The organism is Streptomyces sp. NPDC127038, assembly GCF_042725875.1.
Classification (GTDB): Bacteria; Actinomycetota; Actinomycetes; order Streptomycetales; family Streptomycetaceae; genus Streptomyces.
On the sequence record NZ_JBHXDQ010000006.1, the window covers coordinates 77,132 to 92,910 of the forward strand.

Below are 15,779 nucleotides of genomic sequence, written 5' to 3' on the forward strand. Positions count from 1 at the left end.
CGGAGGGTGGCCCGACGAGTGGTGGGAAGTCAGTGATCCGAGACCTGTACAACGTTCACGTGCGGCCTGAAGAGGGCGGACCGACACCGCTGACCGAGGAGGAAGAGCAGCGTGCGCGGGCCGTTCTGTTCGGTGATCTCGGCAAGGTCATCGCTGAACGAGGCTGGGTCCGGTTCCCCGCGTACTCACCGGAGGAGCGCCGACGACTCGTCGATGTCGCGCACCGCCTCAGCGTTCATTGGGGGCAGCAGGTGTTCATCGAGGCCGAGGACCAGTGCGCCATGAGGCTGTATCTCTCCGGGCACGGGTCGCAGGCCGTGGCTTCGCCGCTGCCGTAGCCAGGGGCGTGGGCTGCCGCTCTGGAGGCTCCTGTGTCAGTGGCGCCGGTTATGTTGCTGGGCATGACAAGTTGGATCGACTGCGGCGTCATGTCGTGGGTGGATGAAGTGCGATACCAGGATGACGAAACCGTCTTGGTCTACTTCAAGGGCACCAGCCTGGCCGCCATGGCCGAAGGCCTGTCCGCGCAGCAACGGCCCCCGTTCGCCTACGGCAACGACACGGCACCAGGCGACTGGGGCGTGATCGTGCATCACATGTTCAACCGTGACGACTACGACGAGATCGATTACCGCGAACTGTGCCCTCCGGGCGCTGAGCTGATGGTGTTCGTGCCCAATCCGTGTGTTGCCAAGGCTCACGGACCCGAGGCCTACCACTACAAGAACGGCCAGGTATCGTCCTGCATCGCCTATGAGGACGCCGAACACGTCGGAGAGTACTGGCCCAACAAGATGGCTCCTCTCATCTCGGCAGCAGGGCTGGATGGTCAAAGTGAGACCTACGAGGAGCAGTTGACCCAACTGATTTGCGACCACCTGGGACTGCCCGCACTGGATCGCGACACCATCACGGTGGACCGCGGCGTCGTGGCCTCCTCCTACTGACAGCGGTGACCTCTGGAGTTACGGAGGTTGGGTGCCGAGCCCCGTCTTGGCGATGATTCCCTCGATGGGGCAGGGCCACTACGGTGGCTCGTCCCACTGGCCACCATCGACTTGGGCAGATGGGTGCCCGGCGGTGCGGGCTCATGCGCCGGAGCGCTCACGGGGCTGGCCGATCAGCGAGCGCAGCACCGGAACCGTCGAGCCGGCCGCCGTCAGCCCGGCCAGTACAGCGCCTGCGGCGGGGACATCCGTCAGCGCGGTGAGGCCGCCGACGACCAGCCCGAGTACGAGCGCGGTGAGCAGAACGACGGCGGTGTGCAGGGACAGAAACGGTGGCTCCGTTTCAGAGCCGCTCCGGCCGGGCTGGGCCGGCGGCGGTGTCATCTGAGTCATGTCAGCACCATCACCCCAAACATGCCGCCGGCCTGCATCGATCGAACAAGTCGAGTTCTAGACGGATCAGGACCGCCCACCACCGAACACGTCACCGTCGTGTTCCGGGTTGTTTCGCCATGTTCGGCACAGTTCCGGTCAGGTTGCTCTACCCTGCTGCCGACGCGCACGCATCGGGGGGACCACGTGGCAGTCAATGGCGAGCACGGTGGAGGCAGTTACGCGGCGACACTGCAGGGCCTGGCTGCGGCGTTCATCGAGCTGAAGCGGGATCGTGGAGCCCCTTCCTACGACCGCATCCTCGTGCGCGGAAAGAAGGTGTGTGGCGAACAGCACGCGATGTCGAAGGCATCGGTGAGCGAAGTGTTCGCCGGACGGCGAGGCCCGGCCTCCCTGGACCGACTGCTGTGGCTGGTGCGCGTCCTGCTCTCCTACGATGATGGCGAAGAGGTAAAGCCGCCCGAACGGCGTGACCCCGAGCTCCAGGTCTGGAGGGAGCGTTGGCACACTCTGGAACGCGCCCGAGCCGCGGCCCGCCGTCCGTTTTCGACGGCTGGCGCGGACAACGCGGAAAGCTTGCTCGCGGGCGACCGTGACTCGGCTGTGGCCGCATCCCTGGTGGAAGGCCTTGAGCCCGGCGATACCGTCTTGCGGTCCGGAAGGTATCAGCGCCACGGCACCGTTGAGCTCCTGAGCGATCTCCCTGCACCCGCCACGCTGCCCGCGGCAGATGACGGCGCGGCCACAGCCGGACGGGGGGCACCGCCACCACCGGATACGTCGCTCCCCATGACGTCGCCCCAGCGCCCTGCGGATGTGCCACAGTCGACGATGGTCGTGTTGCCGCCGAGGCTCGCAGAGGCGTTCGCGGCGCCGGAAGTCCGCGTGGATGCGGTGTGTCTGACCGCGGAGACGCTGATGCTGGCGCTGGGTGAACCAGTGCGACTGATCCATGAGGGCCGTATCCTCCCCAGGTCGATCGACGTGCGGATCCTGCTGCCTTCCCGAGAGATCAATCTGGCGTTCCCGATCTCTGTGATGAGCCCCGGGGGCGGATCTGCGCAGATCCCCGACGACCCGGTCCACCAGCGCTGGCTCGAGCAGCGCAACGTCCAAGGGCACGTCCTGCGCCACAACCTGCTGGGGCTGCGTACGAGCCACGGCATCGACGTCCGGGTAGCCTTCCGTGCGCTCCCCTTCACCCCTCCCATGAAGGTGTACCTCCTCAATGAGACGGAGGCCCTGATGGCGTACTACATGCTCGCCAGGCGGGAGGAGGAGGTGGAGAGCCAGATTCTGGACATGTACGACACCGTCGGCGCCGCATCCCTTCTCTTCTCCTTCAATCGTCAAGCGGGCGGGAGGGACGCGGCCTACGTCGACCAATCGCAGCGGTGGTTCGACAGCGTCTGGGAAACCATCGCGTCGGACCTGACCCTTTCGTAAGCGCCTGTGCCAGGGGCTATCGACTTCGGGTCGGGAGACGACCTTGACGGTGATGCCGAGGGTGGTCCGGGCCCAGATGCGTCGTCGAGGCTGTCGCGACCGCTGCTGGGTGCCGTCGGCCGTGCATCTGGCCGTCCTTGCACGGGCGAAGTACTGGGTGACGCCACCAGCCGTCGAGAGGCGACATCATGACCGAGTGGGTAGTGCAACCGGACGGTGGTCGTCCGGAGGGCCGCGACTGCCTCCATGCCGCCGAGGCGGGTCTGGTACCGACGCCGCGAAGCCGCGTTTGTCCAGAGTGCCTTTCCCAGGGTCGCGAGGAGACGCGTCTGCGGGTCTGCCTGACCTGCGGTCACATCGGATGCAGCGACAGCGCGCCGGGCGCCCATGCATACGCTCACTACGCATCGAGCGGTCACCCCGTCGCCCGTTCCATGGAACCAAGCGGCGAGCCGTGGGCCTGGTGCTACGTCGATGAACTCTTCCTCCGCCTGAGCGACGGCCACTCAACGGAGTGAGCGTCGGCCCCTCGCCGCAATCCGTCCAAGCCGTGGGTCACGTGTCGGCCTTGTCGACATCGAGAGGAAGTTCCATTACTTCGACGCCTATGGCCAGCACCTTGGCGACGAGGCTGACGAGTACCGCGTCTGGCCTGCGTGCCCGGCCGCGGTGGAGTCGGAACGCGGACAGTGGGCCATCTACGTCAGGTGGAACGAGGTAAAGCTGGGGCCAGGGCCGCCCCGGCGCTGGGGGACCCATCTCGCGCTGCTCTGAGCCCGGGTCACCCTGAAGGGTGTTTCAGCGGGTCGGGGTGCGGGATCTGTGGTCTCGTCTCAACTATGCCCAAGATCTCCAAAGCCACCGCATCCCGGGTACAGGAGTTCGGTCCGGTGACCGACCGGCGCGAGGACATGGACGGTTACACGGTCGAGTTCGTGTCTTTCGCCGCGGACACCGACCTGGACGGCCCGCTCCAAGCCCTGCCCGGGGGCCAGTGCCCCTGCCCGCACTGGGGCTACGTCTTCGCCGGACACGTGCGTTTCGTCTTCGGCGACCACGAGGAGGTGTACGAGACCGGCGATGCGTTCTACACCCCGCCTGGTCACCGGCCCTACGTCGACGCCGGCACCGAACTCCTGCAATTCAGCCCGACCGAACAGCTCGCCGAACTTGAGCAGGCCATCGCGGAGTGGATGAGTCAGCAGAAGGACAACTGAGAAATCGGTGCGGGCGACCAGCACGGTTGAACGCTGAATTGCTCAGCCCGCGCCCCGGGGCGGGCGTCCACCCTCGCGGACGCCCTGCGCTTCAACGGCCGGCGCCAGCAAGATGAGGGTGTCACGCGGAGCGTGCCGCGGCGCGCTGTCCTCGGTGACAGCCTCCAGTCGGTGACCCGGACGCACCACGAACCGCCAGCTGCTGCGGACCATGGCCGGCGTGCACTCTCAGTGGCGATCAAAGCGCATAGAGCAGCGGCGGCGGCCGATCGTTCCCCGTCCTGGTGGCATGTGGCGACGGCGCGTCGCTCGACGGATAGTGGGATCGGAAGCGCAGGGGGTTGCTCGGGGAGACAGTGGAGTGACCGGATGGACCGCTACCCTCCTATCGTCGGCCACGGTCTCGTCGGCGATCTGCGGACCGCCGCGCTCGTCTCCTCCCAGCGCGTGGTCGACTGGTTCGCGGCACCCCGCTTCGATTCGCCCAGCATCTTCGCCGCCCTGCTCGACCACGACGGCGGAGGGTATTTCCTTATCGCTTCCGAGCATCCCGATCTCACGTGCAAGCAGCTCTACTGTCCGGACACGGCGATCATGGCGGCGAGCACGCTCGACGACGCCCTCGACGCGGAACACGGGCGCTGAGGCGTGGCCGGCCATGAGTCCCGCGGGGAGACGCCCCGGCTGACCGCGGCCCAATTCGACGCCCTGCACCGGCGCCTGGCCTCCGGCGCCTCGTGGGCGGCCGGTGCGCGGGGCGCTCTGGCCGCGTTGACACCGGACCGGGTGACGGCGGCGGCACGGGAGATTCGGACAGGCAGGACGGTCACCCTGGCGGCACCGGTGGAGACCTCGACGGGGCCCGACAGCCCGGAGCCCGCCCGGCACACCATGCGCGCCTGGTCCGAGCGGTCCGACGACCAGGGGCTGCACTTCGCCAGGGACAGCTTCGCGATGAACGTGCACGGGGACACCGACAGCCACCTCGACGCCCTGTGCCACGTCATCTACCGCGGCACCCTGCACGGCGGTGTGGACGCCGCCAGTGTCACGGAGGCCGGCGCGACGGCGCTGACGGTCGGGGCGCTCGCGGACGGGATCGTCGGGCGTGGGGTGCTGCTGGACATCCCACGGCTGCGCGGCGTGCCCTGGCTCGAACCGGGCGAGCACGTCAGGGCCGACGACCTCGGCGCCGCCGAGGAGTCCCAGGGCGCCCAGGTCGGCGAGGGCGACCTGCTGTTCGTGCGGGTCGGCCACCGAAAACGCCGGGCCGAAACGGGTCCCTGGCACACGGCGGAGGCCCGGGCCGGCCTGCACCCGGACGCGATGGAGTTCCTCGCGGAACGCCGGGTCGCGGTCCTGGGCGGCGACGGCAACAACGACACCGCTCCCAGTGCGGTCGACGGCGTCGGTTTCCCGGTGCACGTGCTGGCGATGCACGCGATGGGCGTTCACCTTCTCGACTATCTGCAGTTCGAGGATCTGGTGCCGGTCTGCGCGGCCGAGGGACGCTGGTCGTTCTTCTGCGTCGTCGCCCCGCTGCGGCTGCCGGCCGCCACCGGTTCCCCCGTCAACCCGATCGCCGTTCTGTGAAGGGGAGCCATGGACAACCGCTGCGAGGAACCCCCGGTCGTGGTGGTCATGGGGGTGTCGGGGTCCGGCAAGTCCTCTACGGGGATCCTGCTCGCCGAGCGGCTCGGGGTGCCCTTCCTGGAGGCGGACGAGCTCCACCCGGCGGCCAACCGCGCCAAGATGGCCGCGGGCCGGCCGCTCACCGAGGAGGACCGCCGGCCCTGGCTGACCGCCGTGACCGAGTGGATCGGGCGGGCGACGGCGTCCCGCACCGGCGGGGTCGTGGCCTGCTCGGCGCTCAGGTACCGCTACCGTCAGATGTTCCGCCGGGCGGGGACCCACGTATGGCTCCTGTACCTCGCACTCGACCCGGCGACCGCACGGCGGCGGGTCGCCCGGCGCACGGGACACTTCATGCCCGCCGCCCTCGTCGACTCCCAGTACGCCGAGTTGGAGCCGCTGCGCCCTGATGAACTCGGCCTGACCATCGACGCCGAGACCCCCCGGCAAGAGATCGTCGACCGGGCCGCGGCCGCGCTGCGCAGCGCCGGGTGGGCGGGAGACGCACGCTGCCCGGAGCCGGGGTGAGCCCACTGCCCGGCGTCTGTCCGCCAGGGTGCTGCGGGTGGAGGCGCCCGATAAAATCGCATCCGTGACCGATCCCCTTCGACGGGGGCTTTGAGCGGTTTCAGCCGTGGGGGGCGATTTCCGGAAAGAGAAGGCCAACGACTCCACGGACGGGGCGTTTCATGACCGGCGACCAGCACTACGACGTCATTGTCATCGGCACCGGAGCGGGCGGCGGCACTCTCGCGCATCGCCTGGCGCCCAGCGGCAAACGCGTACTGATCCTCGAACGCGGCGGCTATCTGCCCCGGGAGCGGGACAACTGGGACTCCACCGCGGTCTTCGTCCAAGGCAAGTACCGCGCACCGGAGTTCTGGTACGACAAGCACGGCAACGAGTTCCCGCCCGAGGTCAACTACTACGTGGGCGGCAACACCAAGTTCTACGGCGCGGCGCTGTTCCGGCTGCGCCCCGGTGACTTCGGCGAAGTGCGCCACCACGACGGGCTGTCCCCGGCCTGGCCGATCGGCTACGAGGACCTGGAGCCGTACTACACACAGGCCGAACACCTCTATCGCGTGCACGGCCGGCACGGAGAGGACTTCACCGAGGGCCCGGCCAGCGGCCAGTACGCCTACCCGCCCGTCGAGCACGAGCCGCGGATCCAGCAGCTCAGCGACGACCTGGAGAAGCAGGGGCTGCACCCCTTCCATCTGCCGATCGGTGTGAACCTCACGCAGGACGAGAACGGCCGGGCCACGCACGCCAGTGCCTGCATCCGCTGCGACCGGGTGGACGGATTCCCCTGTCTGCTGGGCGCGAAGTCCGACGCGCAGGTGATCTGCGTCGACCCCGCGCTCGAACACCCCAACGTCACGATGGTGACCCATGCAGATGTCCGACGGCTGGAGACCGACGCGTCCGGGCAGACGGTCACCGGTGTGGTCGCCGAGTTCGGGGACGGGAGCACGCAGACGTTCGGCGCGGACATCGTGGTCGTCGCCTGCGGTGCGGTGAACTCCGCTGTGCTGCTGCTGCGTTCGGCAAACGACCGGCATCCGGCGGGCCTGGCCAACAGCTCCGACGTCGTGGGCCGGCACTACATGCGCCACAACAACCTGGCGTTGATGGCCGTGTCGAAGGAACCGAATCCCACGAAGTTCCAGAAGACCATGGCCCTCAACGACTGGTACTTCGGCGCGGACGACTGGGAGTTCCCGCTCGGCGGCATCCAGATGCTGGGCAAGTCGGACGCCGACCAGATCCATGGCGAGGCGCCGCGCTGGGCCGGCAAGGTCTCTCCCGACATGCCGTTCGACGTCCTCGCCCACCACGCCGTCGACTTCTGGCTGTGCGGAGAGGACCTGCCCCTGGCCGAGAGCCGGGTCACCCTCGACAAGGACGGCGGCATCCACCTCGCCCTGGACGAGAAGAACAACATCGCCGGTCTGAAGCGGCTCCAGCACAAGCTGGAAGGAATGCTGGGGCACCTGGGGATGCATCCGCACCGACTGCTGAACCACAGCATCTATCTGCACAAGGGGATGCCGATCGGGGCGACGGCCCACCAGGCCGGCACCGTCCGCTTCGGCACCGACCCCGCGAGCTCAGCCCTGGACGTCAACTGCAAGGCCCACGACCTGGACAACCTCTACGTCGTGGACACGTCGTTCTTCCCCAGCATCGGCGCGGTCAACCCCTCGCTGACCGCCATCGCCAACGCCCTGCGCGTCGGCGACCATCTGGTCGAACGGCTGGGCTGAACACGACGGACCGGCCCGCGCCCGATGTTCCGTGGCGCGGGCCGGTTTCTCCTCGGACTCAGACGTTGTCCCCGGGAAGCGGCGCGGCCCGGGTGTCGGAGTCGGTCAGTGGTTCCAACTCGCTCTGGGTGTCGAGCCAGTAGACGAGAACCAGCCCCGGGCCCACCAGCACCACCGCGACGACGGTGACGATGCCCAGCCAGCGCAGCGTGTGCGACGCGCCGGCCCCCTCGGCCACCGTCAGCGTGGTCGGCAGCAGATAGGGGCGTTGCGCGAACCCCCAGGCCACGATGGCCGATGCGACCGTGGCGACCGCGGTGTGCCGAGACCAGCGGTGCGCGCGGACCACCAGCAGTGCCACCGTCAGCACACCGAAGCAGGCCGACAGGATCATCATCAACAGGCCGAGGCCGTGGGTCATCCCGTGCCACACGTAGGCGGCGTCGTGGTGGGTGACCGGCAGGGCGATCAGGGCCAGGACCACCACCGCGCCGAAGGCGAGCAGGGCGCGCAGCCGGAAGTAGTCGACGAGGTCGTCCGCGCCGAACCGGCGTGCGTCCGCGACCAGGAAGACGGCGCCGAGGAACGCGGTGGCCGCGACGGCGAGGAGACCCGCGAGGATCGACGTCGGGTTGGCCCAGACATGCGCGGTGGCGGGCGTGCCCACCGCGACCCTGCCCGAGGCGACGCCGCCGAGGACGGAGCCGAGGAAGTACGGCGTGAGGAGCGAGGCGACGGCGAACACCGCCCCGAAGACGCGCCGCCGGGCCAGGCGCCTGCTCGGTTTGCGCAGGGCGAACCCGGCACCGCGCAGCACCGTTCCGACGGCCGCGAGGACGAGCGGCAGCCACAGCGCGGTGAACACGGCCTGGAACATCTTCGGGAAGCCGGTCCACATCAGGACGAGCACGAAGATCAACCAGACGTTGTTGACCTCCCACACGGGCGCCATGGCGTGGTCGATCAGCCAGCGTGGCCGCTTGCCCCGGTCGGCTCCGCCGGCCAGGAGGTCCCAGAAGCCCGCTCCGTAGTCGGTGCCCCCGCCGCAGGCGTAGGCGGCGATGACCACGACGAGGACCCAGGCGATCACGTCCGCCATCAGTGGTCACCTCCCGTGCGTCCCTCGCCCGGACCGGACCCCGGGCCGCCGCCCGACGGGGCTCCGGCGGTAGCGGCGTCGGCCTTGCGCCGGGGCCCGTACGGGGTGTCGGCCTCCGGTTCGAGGGCGGTGGCCGAGGAGACGTCGGCCTCGTCGGCGACGCGCCAACGGGTGCGCATCTTGAGGAGGACGGCCAGGAAGGACCCGAAGGCCGCGACGTAGACGACGATGACGACCCCGAGCATGGTCCAGATCCCGGCGGCCCTCGTGTGCGTGACGGCCTCGGCCACGCGCATCTGGTTGTAGACGATCCAGGGCTGACGGCCGACCTCCGTGGCGATCCAGCCGCACTCGACGGTCACCAGACAGGCCACGCCCGCCACCGAGGCGCAGCGCAGGAACCAGCGGTTGTCGGGCATGTCCCGGCGGCGCCACCAGAGCCAGGCGTACCACAGGGCCAGCAGGATCAGCACGCTGCCGATGGTCGCCATGAGGTCGAAGCAGAAGTGCACGAGTGTCGCCTCGGCGGCGGTCGGCCGGTTCTGCGCCGGCACCGAGGTCAGTCCGGTCACTTTGGTGTCGGGTCTGAACCCGGCCAGGATCGAGTCCAGTTGAGGGATCTTGATGCCGCCGGAGATGGTCCCGTCGGAGTGCAGCCGGCCGAAGACGTACTCGGGCACGTGGGTGTCCGTCTTCCAGACGATCTCCAGGGCGGCGAACTTCACCGGCTGCTTGTGGAACACCGAACGGGCGGCGGAGTCACCGAGGAAGAACTGGATCGGCGTGAGGATCGCGGCGACGGTGAACGGCACCATGAAGCCCAGCTTGTGATACCGGTCGCGGCGGCCCCGTAGCCAGCCGACCGCGTACACACCCGCGACGACGTAGCCGGCCGTCAGGAACATCGCGACCACGAAGTGCCAGTACTCGGTGCCGAAGATCGGTGTGAAGACGGCCTTGCGCACGTCGACGTCGGTCGGATTGCCCTGGGAGTCGAGGCTGAACCCCTGCGGGGTGTTCATCCACGAGTTGGCGGCGATGATCCCGAACGCCCCCATCAACGCGGCCAGCGGCAGCGGCACGGCAAGCCAGAAGTGGGTCCACGGCTTGAGGCGGCGCCAGCCGTACAGATAGATGGCGATCATGATGGCTTCGAGGAAGAACGCCCACGCCTCCACGCCGAAGCCGAGACCGAACACATCGCCCCAGCGCCCCATCATGCCCGGCCACAGCAGTCCGAACTCGAAGGACAGCACGGTGCCCGTGACGACTCCGATGGCGAACTGCACCGCCATCACCGCCGACCAGCGCCGGGCGAGCTGCATCGCGACCGGATCGCCGCGGCGCAGACCCCGGTAGTGCATGATCAGCGTGATCAACGGCAGCGCCACCCCGAACGGGACGAGCAGGATGTGCGAGGCCAGGGTGAAGGCCATCAATTCACGGGAAGGCAGAAGCTGGGCCGGTGTGCCGGCGGCCAGGTGCACTGCTGTGCTGAGCATAGGTGCCTCGGTCATCCTCACCCGCCGTCGGCGGGGAACGCAGGGACAAGACGATCACGGCGCGGAAGCCCCGGGCCCGGTCAGGGCCCGCGCAGCGGCGTGGTGACCGCGTGCTGCTCCGTGGGCCCGGTGCCGGGCAGGGTGAAGGCGCGCTCGCGTCGCGCGCCGGAGGCGAAGACGACGGACCAGCTCAGGACCGCGCCCAGCCTGCTGCGGAACCCCGTCAGGAAGGCGATGTGGATGAACAGCCACGCCAGCCAGCCGCCGAAGCCCGACAGGTGTACGGGCCCGGCCTTGACGACGGCCCGTCCGCGCGAGATGTAGGCCGCGCTGCCCAGATCCCTGTACGCGAAGGGCTTCGGCTTCTTCGTCCGGCCCTCCACCGCATGACGTACGGCCCGTCCCGCGTACGCACCGGACTGCATGGCGACCTCGGCGAGGCCGGGCAGGTGGTCGAGGGCCATCACGTCGCCGACCACACGGATCTCCGGGTGGCCGCGAAGGGTCAGGTCGGGTTCGACGGCGATGCGGCCCGCACGGTCCCGCTCCGCACCGGTGGCCAGCGCCAGGGCGGCGGCGATGGGCGGCGCCTCGACCCCGGCCGTCCACAGCACGGTACGCGCGGGGTGATGGGTGGTCGTGCCGTCCCGCTCCTTCACCGTCAGGCCCTGCTCGTCGAGGTCGGTGACCCGCGTGCCCAGATGGAGCTCCACACCGAGGTCACCGAGGGAGCGGGCCGCCCGCGCCGCCAGCCGGTCCCCGAAGGACGCCAGCACCTGGTCGGCACCTTCGAAGAGCAGCACCCGGGCCTGGAGGGGATCGATGCTCCGGAACTCCCGGTCGAGGGTGTGGCCGGCGATCTCCCTGATCTGCCCCGCGAGTTCCACCCCAGTCGGACCGCCTCCGACCAGGGCGAAGGTGAGCCAGTGCCGCCGGTCCCGTGCGTCGGTGGCCGACTCGGCCATCTCGAACGCGCGGTAGATCCTGCGGCGGATCTCCAGGGCGTCCTCCAGCGTCTTCATGCCCGGCGCGTGAGCAGCGAACTCGTCGTGCCCGAAGTAGGACTGCCGCATACCGACCGCGACGATCAGGTCGTCGTAGGGGACGACGACGCTGCCGCCCTCCGGCCGCCGCGCGTGGACCGCGCGCTCCTGCACGTCCACGTGGGTGGCGTCGGCGAGCAGACAGCGCACGTGCGCGTGACGGCGCAGGACCGCACGCAGGGGCTGCGCGATTTGGCCCTCGGACAGGATCCCGGACGCGCACTGGTACAGCAGCGGCTGGAAGAGGTGGTGCGCCCGGCGGTCGATCAACGTCACCTTGACCGGTGACCGGCGCAGGGCCCGCGCGGCGAACAGCCCGGCGAACCCGCCCCCGATGATCACCACCCGGCGGGGCGTCACATGGTCTTCCACGGACCTCAGCCGCCGGTGGCGAAGCCGGGGAAGAGCGTCATCCCGCCGTCGACGTACAAGGTCGTGCCCACCACGTAGTCGAGCAGGTCGGAGACCATCGCGACGACCGCGTTGGCGATGTCGTCCGGGTCACCGACCCGGCGGTAGGGGATGAGCTTGAGGAGTTCGGCCTCGGCCTCGGGGGTGTCCCAGGCGGCCGTGTTGATCGGGGTGCGGATGGCACCGGGCCCGACCGCGTTCACGCGGATGTGGTGCGGGGCCAGTTCCTGGGCCAGGGTCTGCATCATCATGCCGACGCCGCCCTTGGAGGAGGCGTAGTTCACATGGCCCGACCACGGCACGATCTGGTGGACCGAACTCATGCACACGATCTTGCCCGCCGAGCGGGACACCTCCGGGACGACCCCGCGCCGGATGAATTCCTTGGCGGCCTCCCGCGCGCACAGGAACTGCCCCGTCAGGTTGACGTCGATGACCTTCTGCCACTGGGCCATCGTCATGTCCACGAGCGAGGAGTCCCGCTGGAGGCCGGCGTTGGCCACCATGATGTCGATGGTCCCGAAGTCCCGCACCATCCGCGCGACCATCTCGACGACCTGGCCCTCGTCGGAGACGTCGGCCTCGTGGGCGTAGGCGTCGACCCCGAAGCCCTTGATCTCGGCCACGACCTTCTCGGCCTCGTCGGCCCCGACGACGTAGTTGACCACGACGTCCGCCCCCGCCCGGCCCAGAGCGATGGCGGTCGCCTTGCCGATCCCCGAGTTCGCGCCGGTCACCAGGGCCTTCTGCCCTCGCAGAAGCCGTGCGACCGACGGCGTGCCCATCTCCTCGACTGTGCCTGCCACCACGGTCCTCCTCGCTCGATGCCCACCCGCACCCGCCCCCACCTGTCAGCGGAAAGGCCTCGCGGAAGACGCCACAATTCGGTGGTCAGCAAAATGCATCGGTAACCCGGGCGGAGACCCGACGCGCAAGACCGGGCTCGCTTCGACCGTCGATGTCACCCCGGTGGCTCAGAGGGATCCAGAAGACGCGAGGCCCGAGGCCCGGCTGCCCACTGCGGTCTCGATGGGATCCCAGCCTTGCAAGAGAGCATGGATGAGATGCGAGGCCAGCCGTTGCGTTGGCTCGGGGCCAGCTCTGACAGCCCACGGATCGCTGCTTTTCTCGCCTGGCAGATCCCAGCCGGAGAGAACATCGTTACGGCATGGCCGAAGAAGCCTCGATACTCGGTGAGCACTCGATCAGCTCATCTTCTTGAAGACAGTCACTGCCAGGCTCTCGCAGGCGTTGTCGCTCGCCGCGACGGCGCCGGTGGTGTCGAGCACCTTCGTCCAGGTCCCCGGCGGCAGCGCCACGTTGTAGGTACTGCCGGTGGGGTTGTCGACGACGACGGTGTCGTAGGTCGTGGGCGCGGCCGCGTTCGAGCTGAAGCGGCCGACGACGACCGAGCCGTCGATGGTCGAGGACACCTGGTTGTGCACCGCGCCCCAGGTGGTGAGGCGCAGGGCCGCGCCGGCCTTGCGGAGCGCGATGGCGTCCTTGTAGTACCTGAAGATGTTGGCGTTGGCCGTCTTGTCGCCCCAGTGGATCGCGTTGACGGCGTCGGAGGCGGCGTAGGAGTTCATCGCGGTCGGGTAGTCGCCGCTCACGACTTTGGAGCGGAGGAACTCGTCGCCCTCGGCGATGACCGGGACACCCTCGGAGGTGAGGATCATGCCAACGGCGAACCGGTCGATGCGGCCGGCTGTTCCGGTGGCTCCGCCGGTCGCGCCAGAGTAGGTGATCTTGTCGTAGAGGTTCAGGTTGTCGTGGATCGAGGCGTAGTTCATGGACTGCTCCGGGTCCTCGGCGAAGGCCGGGGTCCACAGGTCGGAGACCGGGGTGGTGCTGTAGACGTCCGTGGGTGATCCGCGCATGCCGAAGGCTATGGCCGCGGCGTTGCCGGTGCCGCCCATGTAGCCCATGGTGCTGGTGTCCGTACCGCCGCGGATCGCGTCGCGGTAGACGCCGTTGAAGACGCCGAAGTGTGCGGGCGCGAGGGCGGGGAGGTTGCCGTAGCGGACCTTCTGCGGTTCCTGCGGGTCGCTCGCTTCGCCGTTCCAGGGCTCCCCGTACATCATCAGCGTGTGACCGGCGTAGGCCGTGTTGAGGTAGTTGGCCCAGGTGTTGACGTTGTTGGTGTAGTGGACGCCGGCCAGGTCGAAGCGGAAGCCGTCGATGTCGTAGTCACGGACCCAGTGCTCCAGGGAGTCTTGGATCATGCGGCCGACCATCGGGTTGCCGTCGTCGATGGAGTTGCCTGTGCCGGACAGGTCGGTCGAGGTGTAGTACTTGCCGGTGATGTTGCCGAAGACATTCTTGCTGAAGGTGTGGTTGTAGACGACGTCCATGACGACACGGATGCCGTTCTTGTGGAACACGTTGACCATGTCCTTGAACTCGCGGATCCGGTCCTCCGGTGCCGTGAACTGCGAGAGCTGCTCCTCGGGAACGTTGTAATTCACCGGGTCGTAGCCCCAGTTGGGCACGGTGCTGCCGAAGTCGAACGAGGGCATGATCTGGACGGCTGTGACGCCCAGCTCCTTCAGGTGGTCGATGCCCGTCTTCGCGCCGTTGTCCGTCGTCCCGGTCTGCACCAGGCCGAGGAACTTGCCGCGCTTGGCCGCGTCGACGCCGGAGCTCGTGTCGATCGTGAAGTCGTGGACGCTCAGCTCGTAGACGACCGCGTCCTCACGGTTCGTCAGGGCCGGGCGCGCCGCCCAGTTGCCGTCGGTGGGGGTCACGGATGCGGTGTCGACGACCACGCCCTGGGTGGTGCCGGGGACGGTCATCTGGGCGTAGGGGTCGGGGACGGGCACGCCGCCCACGGAGAACTGGTACGTCTGATCCTTCAGGTCCCGGCTGACGACGGCCTGGTAGACGTTCGTGTAGCCGCTGAGGGCCCTCGGGCTGAGCGGATGGTTGCTGCCGCCGACGCTGACGCTGACGTTGGAGCTGTCCGGTGACCAGAGCCGGAAGGTGGTGCCGGTGGGGGTGTAGAGCGCGCCGAGGGTGTTCAGCGACGAGGTGCTGCCGCCGTTGCTCACGACGGTGATCCAGTGGGTTGCCGCGTTGTAGGAGAAGGTGGTGCTCGCCCCGGCGGACGGCACGTCGAAGGCGATGTCGGCACCGCCCGCCGCGCCGCCCGCACCGTAGTTCACGGTCCAGGACTGGCCCAGGGTCACCTTGGTGTTCCAGCTGCCGGCCGGGATCGCGGTGGTGCTGTAGGTGTAGACGCCGTCGCCGTCGGGGTCGGTCATCCGGGTGGTGGCGCAGGTGGCGGACCAGTCCGCGGTGCAGCCGAGTTCGGACTGGTAGTCACCGGCCGCGGTGACGGCGGGGCGGGCGGAGTCCTCGGTGACCAGGTGGGTGTTGGGGTCGTAGACGAAGTCGACGACCTCGCCGCCCGCGGGGACGGTCATCGAGATGTTCGAGCCGCCCGCCGCGCCGCCCGCACCGTAGTTCTCGGTCCAGTTGTCGTTGATCGCGATTTTGTAGCTGTAGCTGCCGCCCGGGACGTTGAACGAGGCGGTCCAGGTGCCGTCGGCCCGCGGGGACATCTGGGCCTGCGGGCAGTCGGGCTGCCAGTCGGCCGAGCAGCCGATCTCGCTGTCGAAGGTTCCGGCGAGGGTGACCGCGCTCGGCGCGGCGGCGCCGGCCGGGGAGGAGGAGAGGGAGACGGTGCCGACGCCCAGCAGGACGGCGGACACGCCGAGGACTGCGGCTCTGCGTATTCCGGCGCGGGGGAGTGGTCTGCGACTCATGAGGGGGAGTGCCTCCGGGCATGCCGAGGGCCGACGGGTGCACGCGACCGCC

At 68.9% G+C, this 15,779-nt stretch carries 14 protein-coding genes and 1 pseudogene; 9 read left to right on the forward strand and 6 right to left on the reverse strand.

Annotation, left to right across the window (positions count from 1 at the left end):
* Window positions 1–32 precede the first annotated feature (32 nt).
* Window positions 33–338 carry a hypothetical protein gene (locus tag ACFWI4_RS06625; RefSeq protein WP_387191680.1) on the forward strand — a complete coding sequence of 102 codons (306 nt, stop codon included), beginning with the start codon at window positions 33–35 and terminating at the stop codon, window positions 336–338.
* 63 nt (window positions 339–401) lie between these two features.
* Window positions 402–947, forward strand: a complete 546-nt coding sequence (locus tag ACFWI4_RS06630) for a hypothetical protein (RefSeq protein WP_387191682.1) — start codon at window positions 402–404, stop codon at window positions 945–947.
* A gap of 141 nt (window positions 948–1,088) precedes the next feature.
* Here ACFWI4_RS06630 and ACFWI4_RS06635 read toward each other — a convergent pair whose 3' ends face one another.
* Window positions 1,089–1,340 carry a hypothetical protein gene (locus ACFWI4_RS06635; protein ID WP_387191684.1) on the reverse strand — a complete coding sequence of 84 codons (252 nt, stop codon included), beginning with the start codon at window positions 1,338–1,340 and terminating at the stop codon, window positions 1,089–1,091.
* 576 nt (window positions 1,341–1,916) lie between these two features.
* Here ACFWI4_RS06635 and ACFWI4_RS06640 point away from each other — a divergent pair.
* The 7 genes and pseudogenes from ACFWI4_RS06640 to ACFWI4_RS06670 all read left to right on the forward strand — a co-directional run bounded on the left by ACFWI4_RS06640 (window position 1,917) and on the right by ACFWI4_RS06670 (window position 7,905).
* Complete coding sequence (locus ACFWI4_RS06640; RefSeq protein WP_387191897.1) at window positions 1,917–2,786, forward strand: GntR family transcriptional regulator; 870 nt, start codon at window positions 1,917–1,919, stop codon at window positions 2,784–2,786.
* 188 nt (window positions 2,787–2,974) lie between these two features.
* Entirely contained in the window at window positions 2,975–3,304 is a 330-nt protein-coding gene (locus ACFWI4_RS06645; protein ID WP_387191686.1) for a UBP-type zinc finger domain-containing protein, read from the forward strand.
* A 321-nt stretch (window positions 3,305–3,625) separates the two neighbouring features.
* Window positions 3,626–4,003 (forward strand): hypothetical protein, encoded by a 378-nt coding sequence (locus ACFWI4_RS06650; protein WP_387191688.1) that lies wholly within the window; start codon window positions 3,626–3,628, stop codon window positions 4,001–4,003.
* A 369-nt stretch (window positions 4,004–4,372) separates the two neighbouring features.
* Window positions 4,373–4,600: pseudogene (locus ACFWI4_RS06655) on the forward strand (trehalase-like domain-containing protein); the annotation flags it as partial.
* 51 nt (window positions 4,601–4,651) lie between these two features.
* Complete coding sequence (locus ACFWI4_RS06660) at window positions 4,652–5,596, forward strand: cyclase family protein (protein WP_387191690.1); 945 nt, start codon at window positions 4,652–4,654, stop codon at window positions 5,594–5,596.
* Between the two features lie 9 nt (window positions 5,597–5,605).
* Window positions 5,606–6,163: a gluconokinase gene (locus ACFWI4_RS06665; RefSeq protein WP_387191692.1), complete on the forward strand. Its 558-nt coding sequence runs from the start codon at window positions 5,606–5,608 to the stop codon at window positions 6,161–6,163.
* A 161-nt stretch (window positions 6,164–6,324) separates the two neighbouring features.
* Window positions 6,325–7,905: a GMC oxidoreductase gene (locus ACFWI4_RS06670; protein WP_387191694.1), complete on the forward strand. Its 1,581-nt coding sequence runs from the start codon at window positions 6,325–6,327 to the stop codon at window positions 7,903–7,905.
* A 58-nt stretch (window positions 7,906–7,963) separates the two neighbouring features.
* Here ACFWI4_RS06670 and ACFWI4_RS06675 read toward each other — a convergent pair whose 3' ends face one another.
* The 5 genes from ACFWI4_RS06675 to ACFWI4_RS06695 all read right to left on the reverse strand — a co-directional run bounded on the left by ACFWI4_RS06675 (window position 7,964) and on the right by ACFWI4_RS06695 (window position 15,727).
* Window positions 7,964–9,004 (reverse strand): cytochrome d ubiquinol oxidase subunit II, encoded by a 1,041-nt coding sequence (locus tag ACFWI4_RS06675; RefSeq protein ID WP_385392058.1) that lies wholly within the window; start codon window positions 9,002–9,004, stop codon window positions 7,964–7,966.
* Entirely contained in the window at window positions 9,004–10,506 is a 1,503-nt protein-coding gene (locus ACFWI4_RS06680) for a cytochrome ubiquinol oxidase subunit I (RefSeq protein ID WP_387191697.1), read from the reverse strand. The genes ACFWI4_RS06675 and ACFWI4_RS06680 overlap by 1 nt, the downstream gene beginning before the upstream one ends.
* Before the next feature lie 80 nt (window positions 10,507–10,586).
* Window positions 10,587–11,921: an NAD(P)/FAD-dependent oxidoreductase gene (locus ACFWI4_RS06685; RefSeq protein ID WP_387191699.1), complete on the reverse strand. Its 1,335-nt coding sequence runs from the start codon at window positions 11,919–11,921 to the stop codon at window positions 10,587–10,589.
* 5 nt (window positions 11,922–11,926) lie between these two features.
* Entirely contained in the window at window positions 11,927–12,745 is an 819-nt protein-coding gene (locus ACFWI4_RS06690; protein WP_387191899.1) for an SDR family oxidoreductase, read from the reverse strand.
* Window positions 12,746–13,165: 420 nt separating this feature from the next.
* The gene (locus ACFWI4_RS06695) at window positions 13,166–15,727 is read right to left on the reverse strand and encodes an alpha-amylase family glycosyl hydrolase (protein ID WP_387191701.1); all 2,562 of its coding nucleotides are present in this window, start codon (window positions 15,725–15,727) and stop codon (window positions 13,166–13,168) included.
* Window positions 15,728–15,779: the final 52 nt, after the last annotated feature.

Excerpts from the sequence above, each read along its gene's own strand:
- ACFWI4_RS06630 (WP_387191682.1), top strand. The coding sequence starts at position 402 with ATGACAAGTTGGATCGACTGCGGCGTCATGTCGTGGGTGGATGAAGTG.
- ACFWI4_RS06635 (WP_387191684.1), bottom strand. The coding sequence starts at position 1,340 with ATGACTCAGATGACACCGCCGCCGGCCCAGCCCGGCCGGAGCGGCTCT.
- ACFWI4_RS06645 (WP_387191686.1), top strand. The coding sequence starts at position 2,975 with ATGACCGAGTGGGTAGTGCAACCGGACGGTGGTCGTCCGGAGGGCCGC.
- ACFWI4_RS06650 (WP_387191688.1), top strand. The coding sequence starts at position 3,626 with ATGCCCAAGATCTCCAAAGCCACCGCATCCCGGGTACAGGAGTTCGGT.
- ACFWI4_RS06665 (WP_387191692.1), top strand. The coding sequence starts at position 5,606 with ATGGACAACCGCTGCGAGGAACCCCCGGTCGTGGTGGTCATGGGGGTG.
- ACFWI4_RS06670 (WP_387191694.1), top strand. The coding sequence starts at position 6,325 with ATGACCGGCGACCAGCACTACGACGTCATTGTCATCGGCACCGGAGCG.
- ACFWI4_RS06675 (WP_385392058.1), bottom strand. The coding sequence starts at position 9,004 with ATGGCGGACGTGATCGCCTGGGTCCTCGTCGTGGTCATCGCCGCCTAC.
- ACFWI4_RS06680 (WP_387191697.1), bottom strand. The coding sequence starts at position 10,506 with ATGCTCAGCACAGCAGTGCACCTGGCCGCCGGCACACCGGCCCAGCTT.
- ACFWI4_RS06690 (WP_387191899.1), bottom strand. The coding sequence starts at position 12,745 with ATGGGCACGCCGTCGGTCGCACGGCTTCTGCGAGGGCAGAAGGCCCTG.
- ACFWI4_RS06695 (WP_387191701.1), bottom strand. The coding sequence starts at position 15,727 with ATGAGTCGCAGACCACTCCCCCGCGCCGGAATACGCAGAGCCGCAGTC.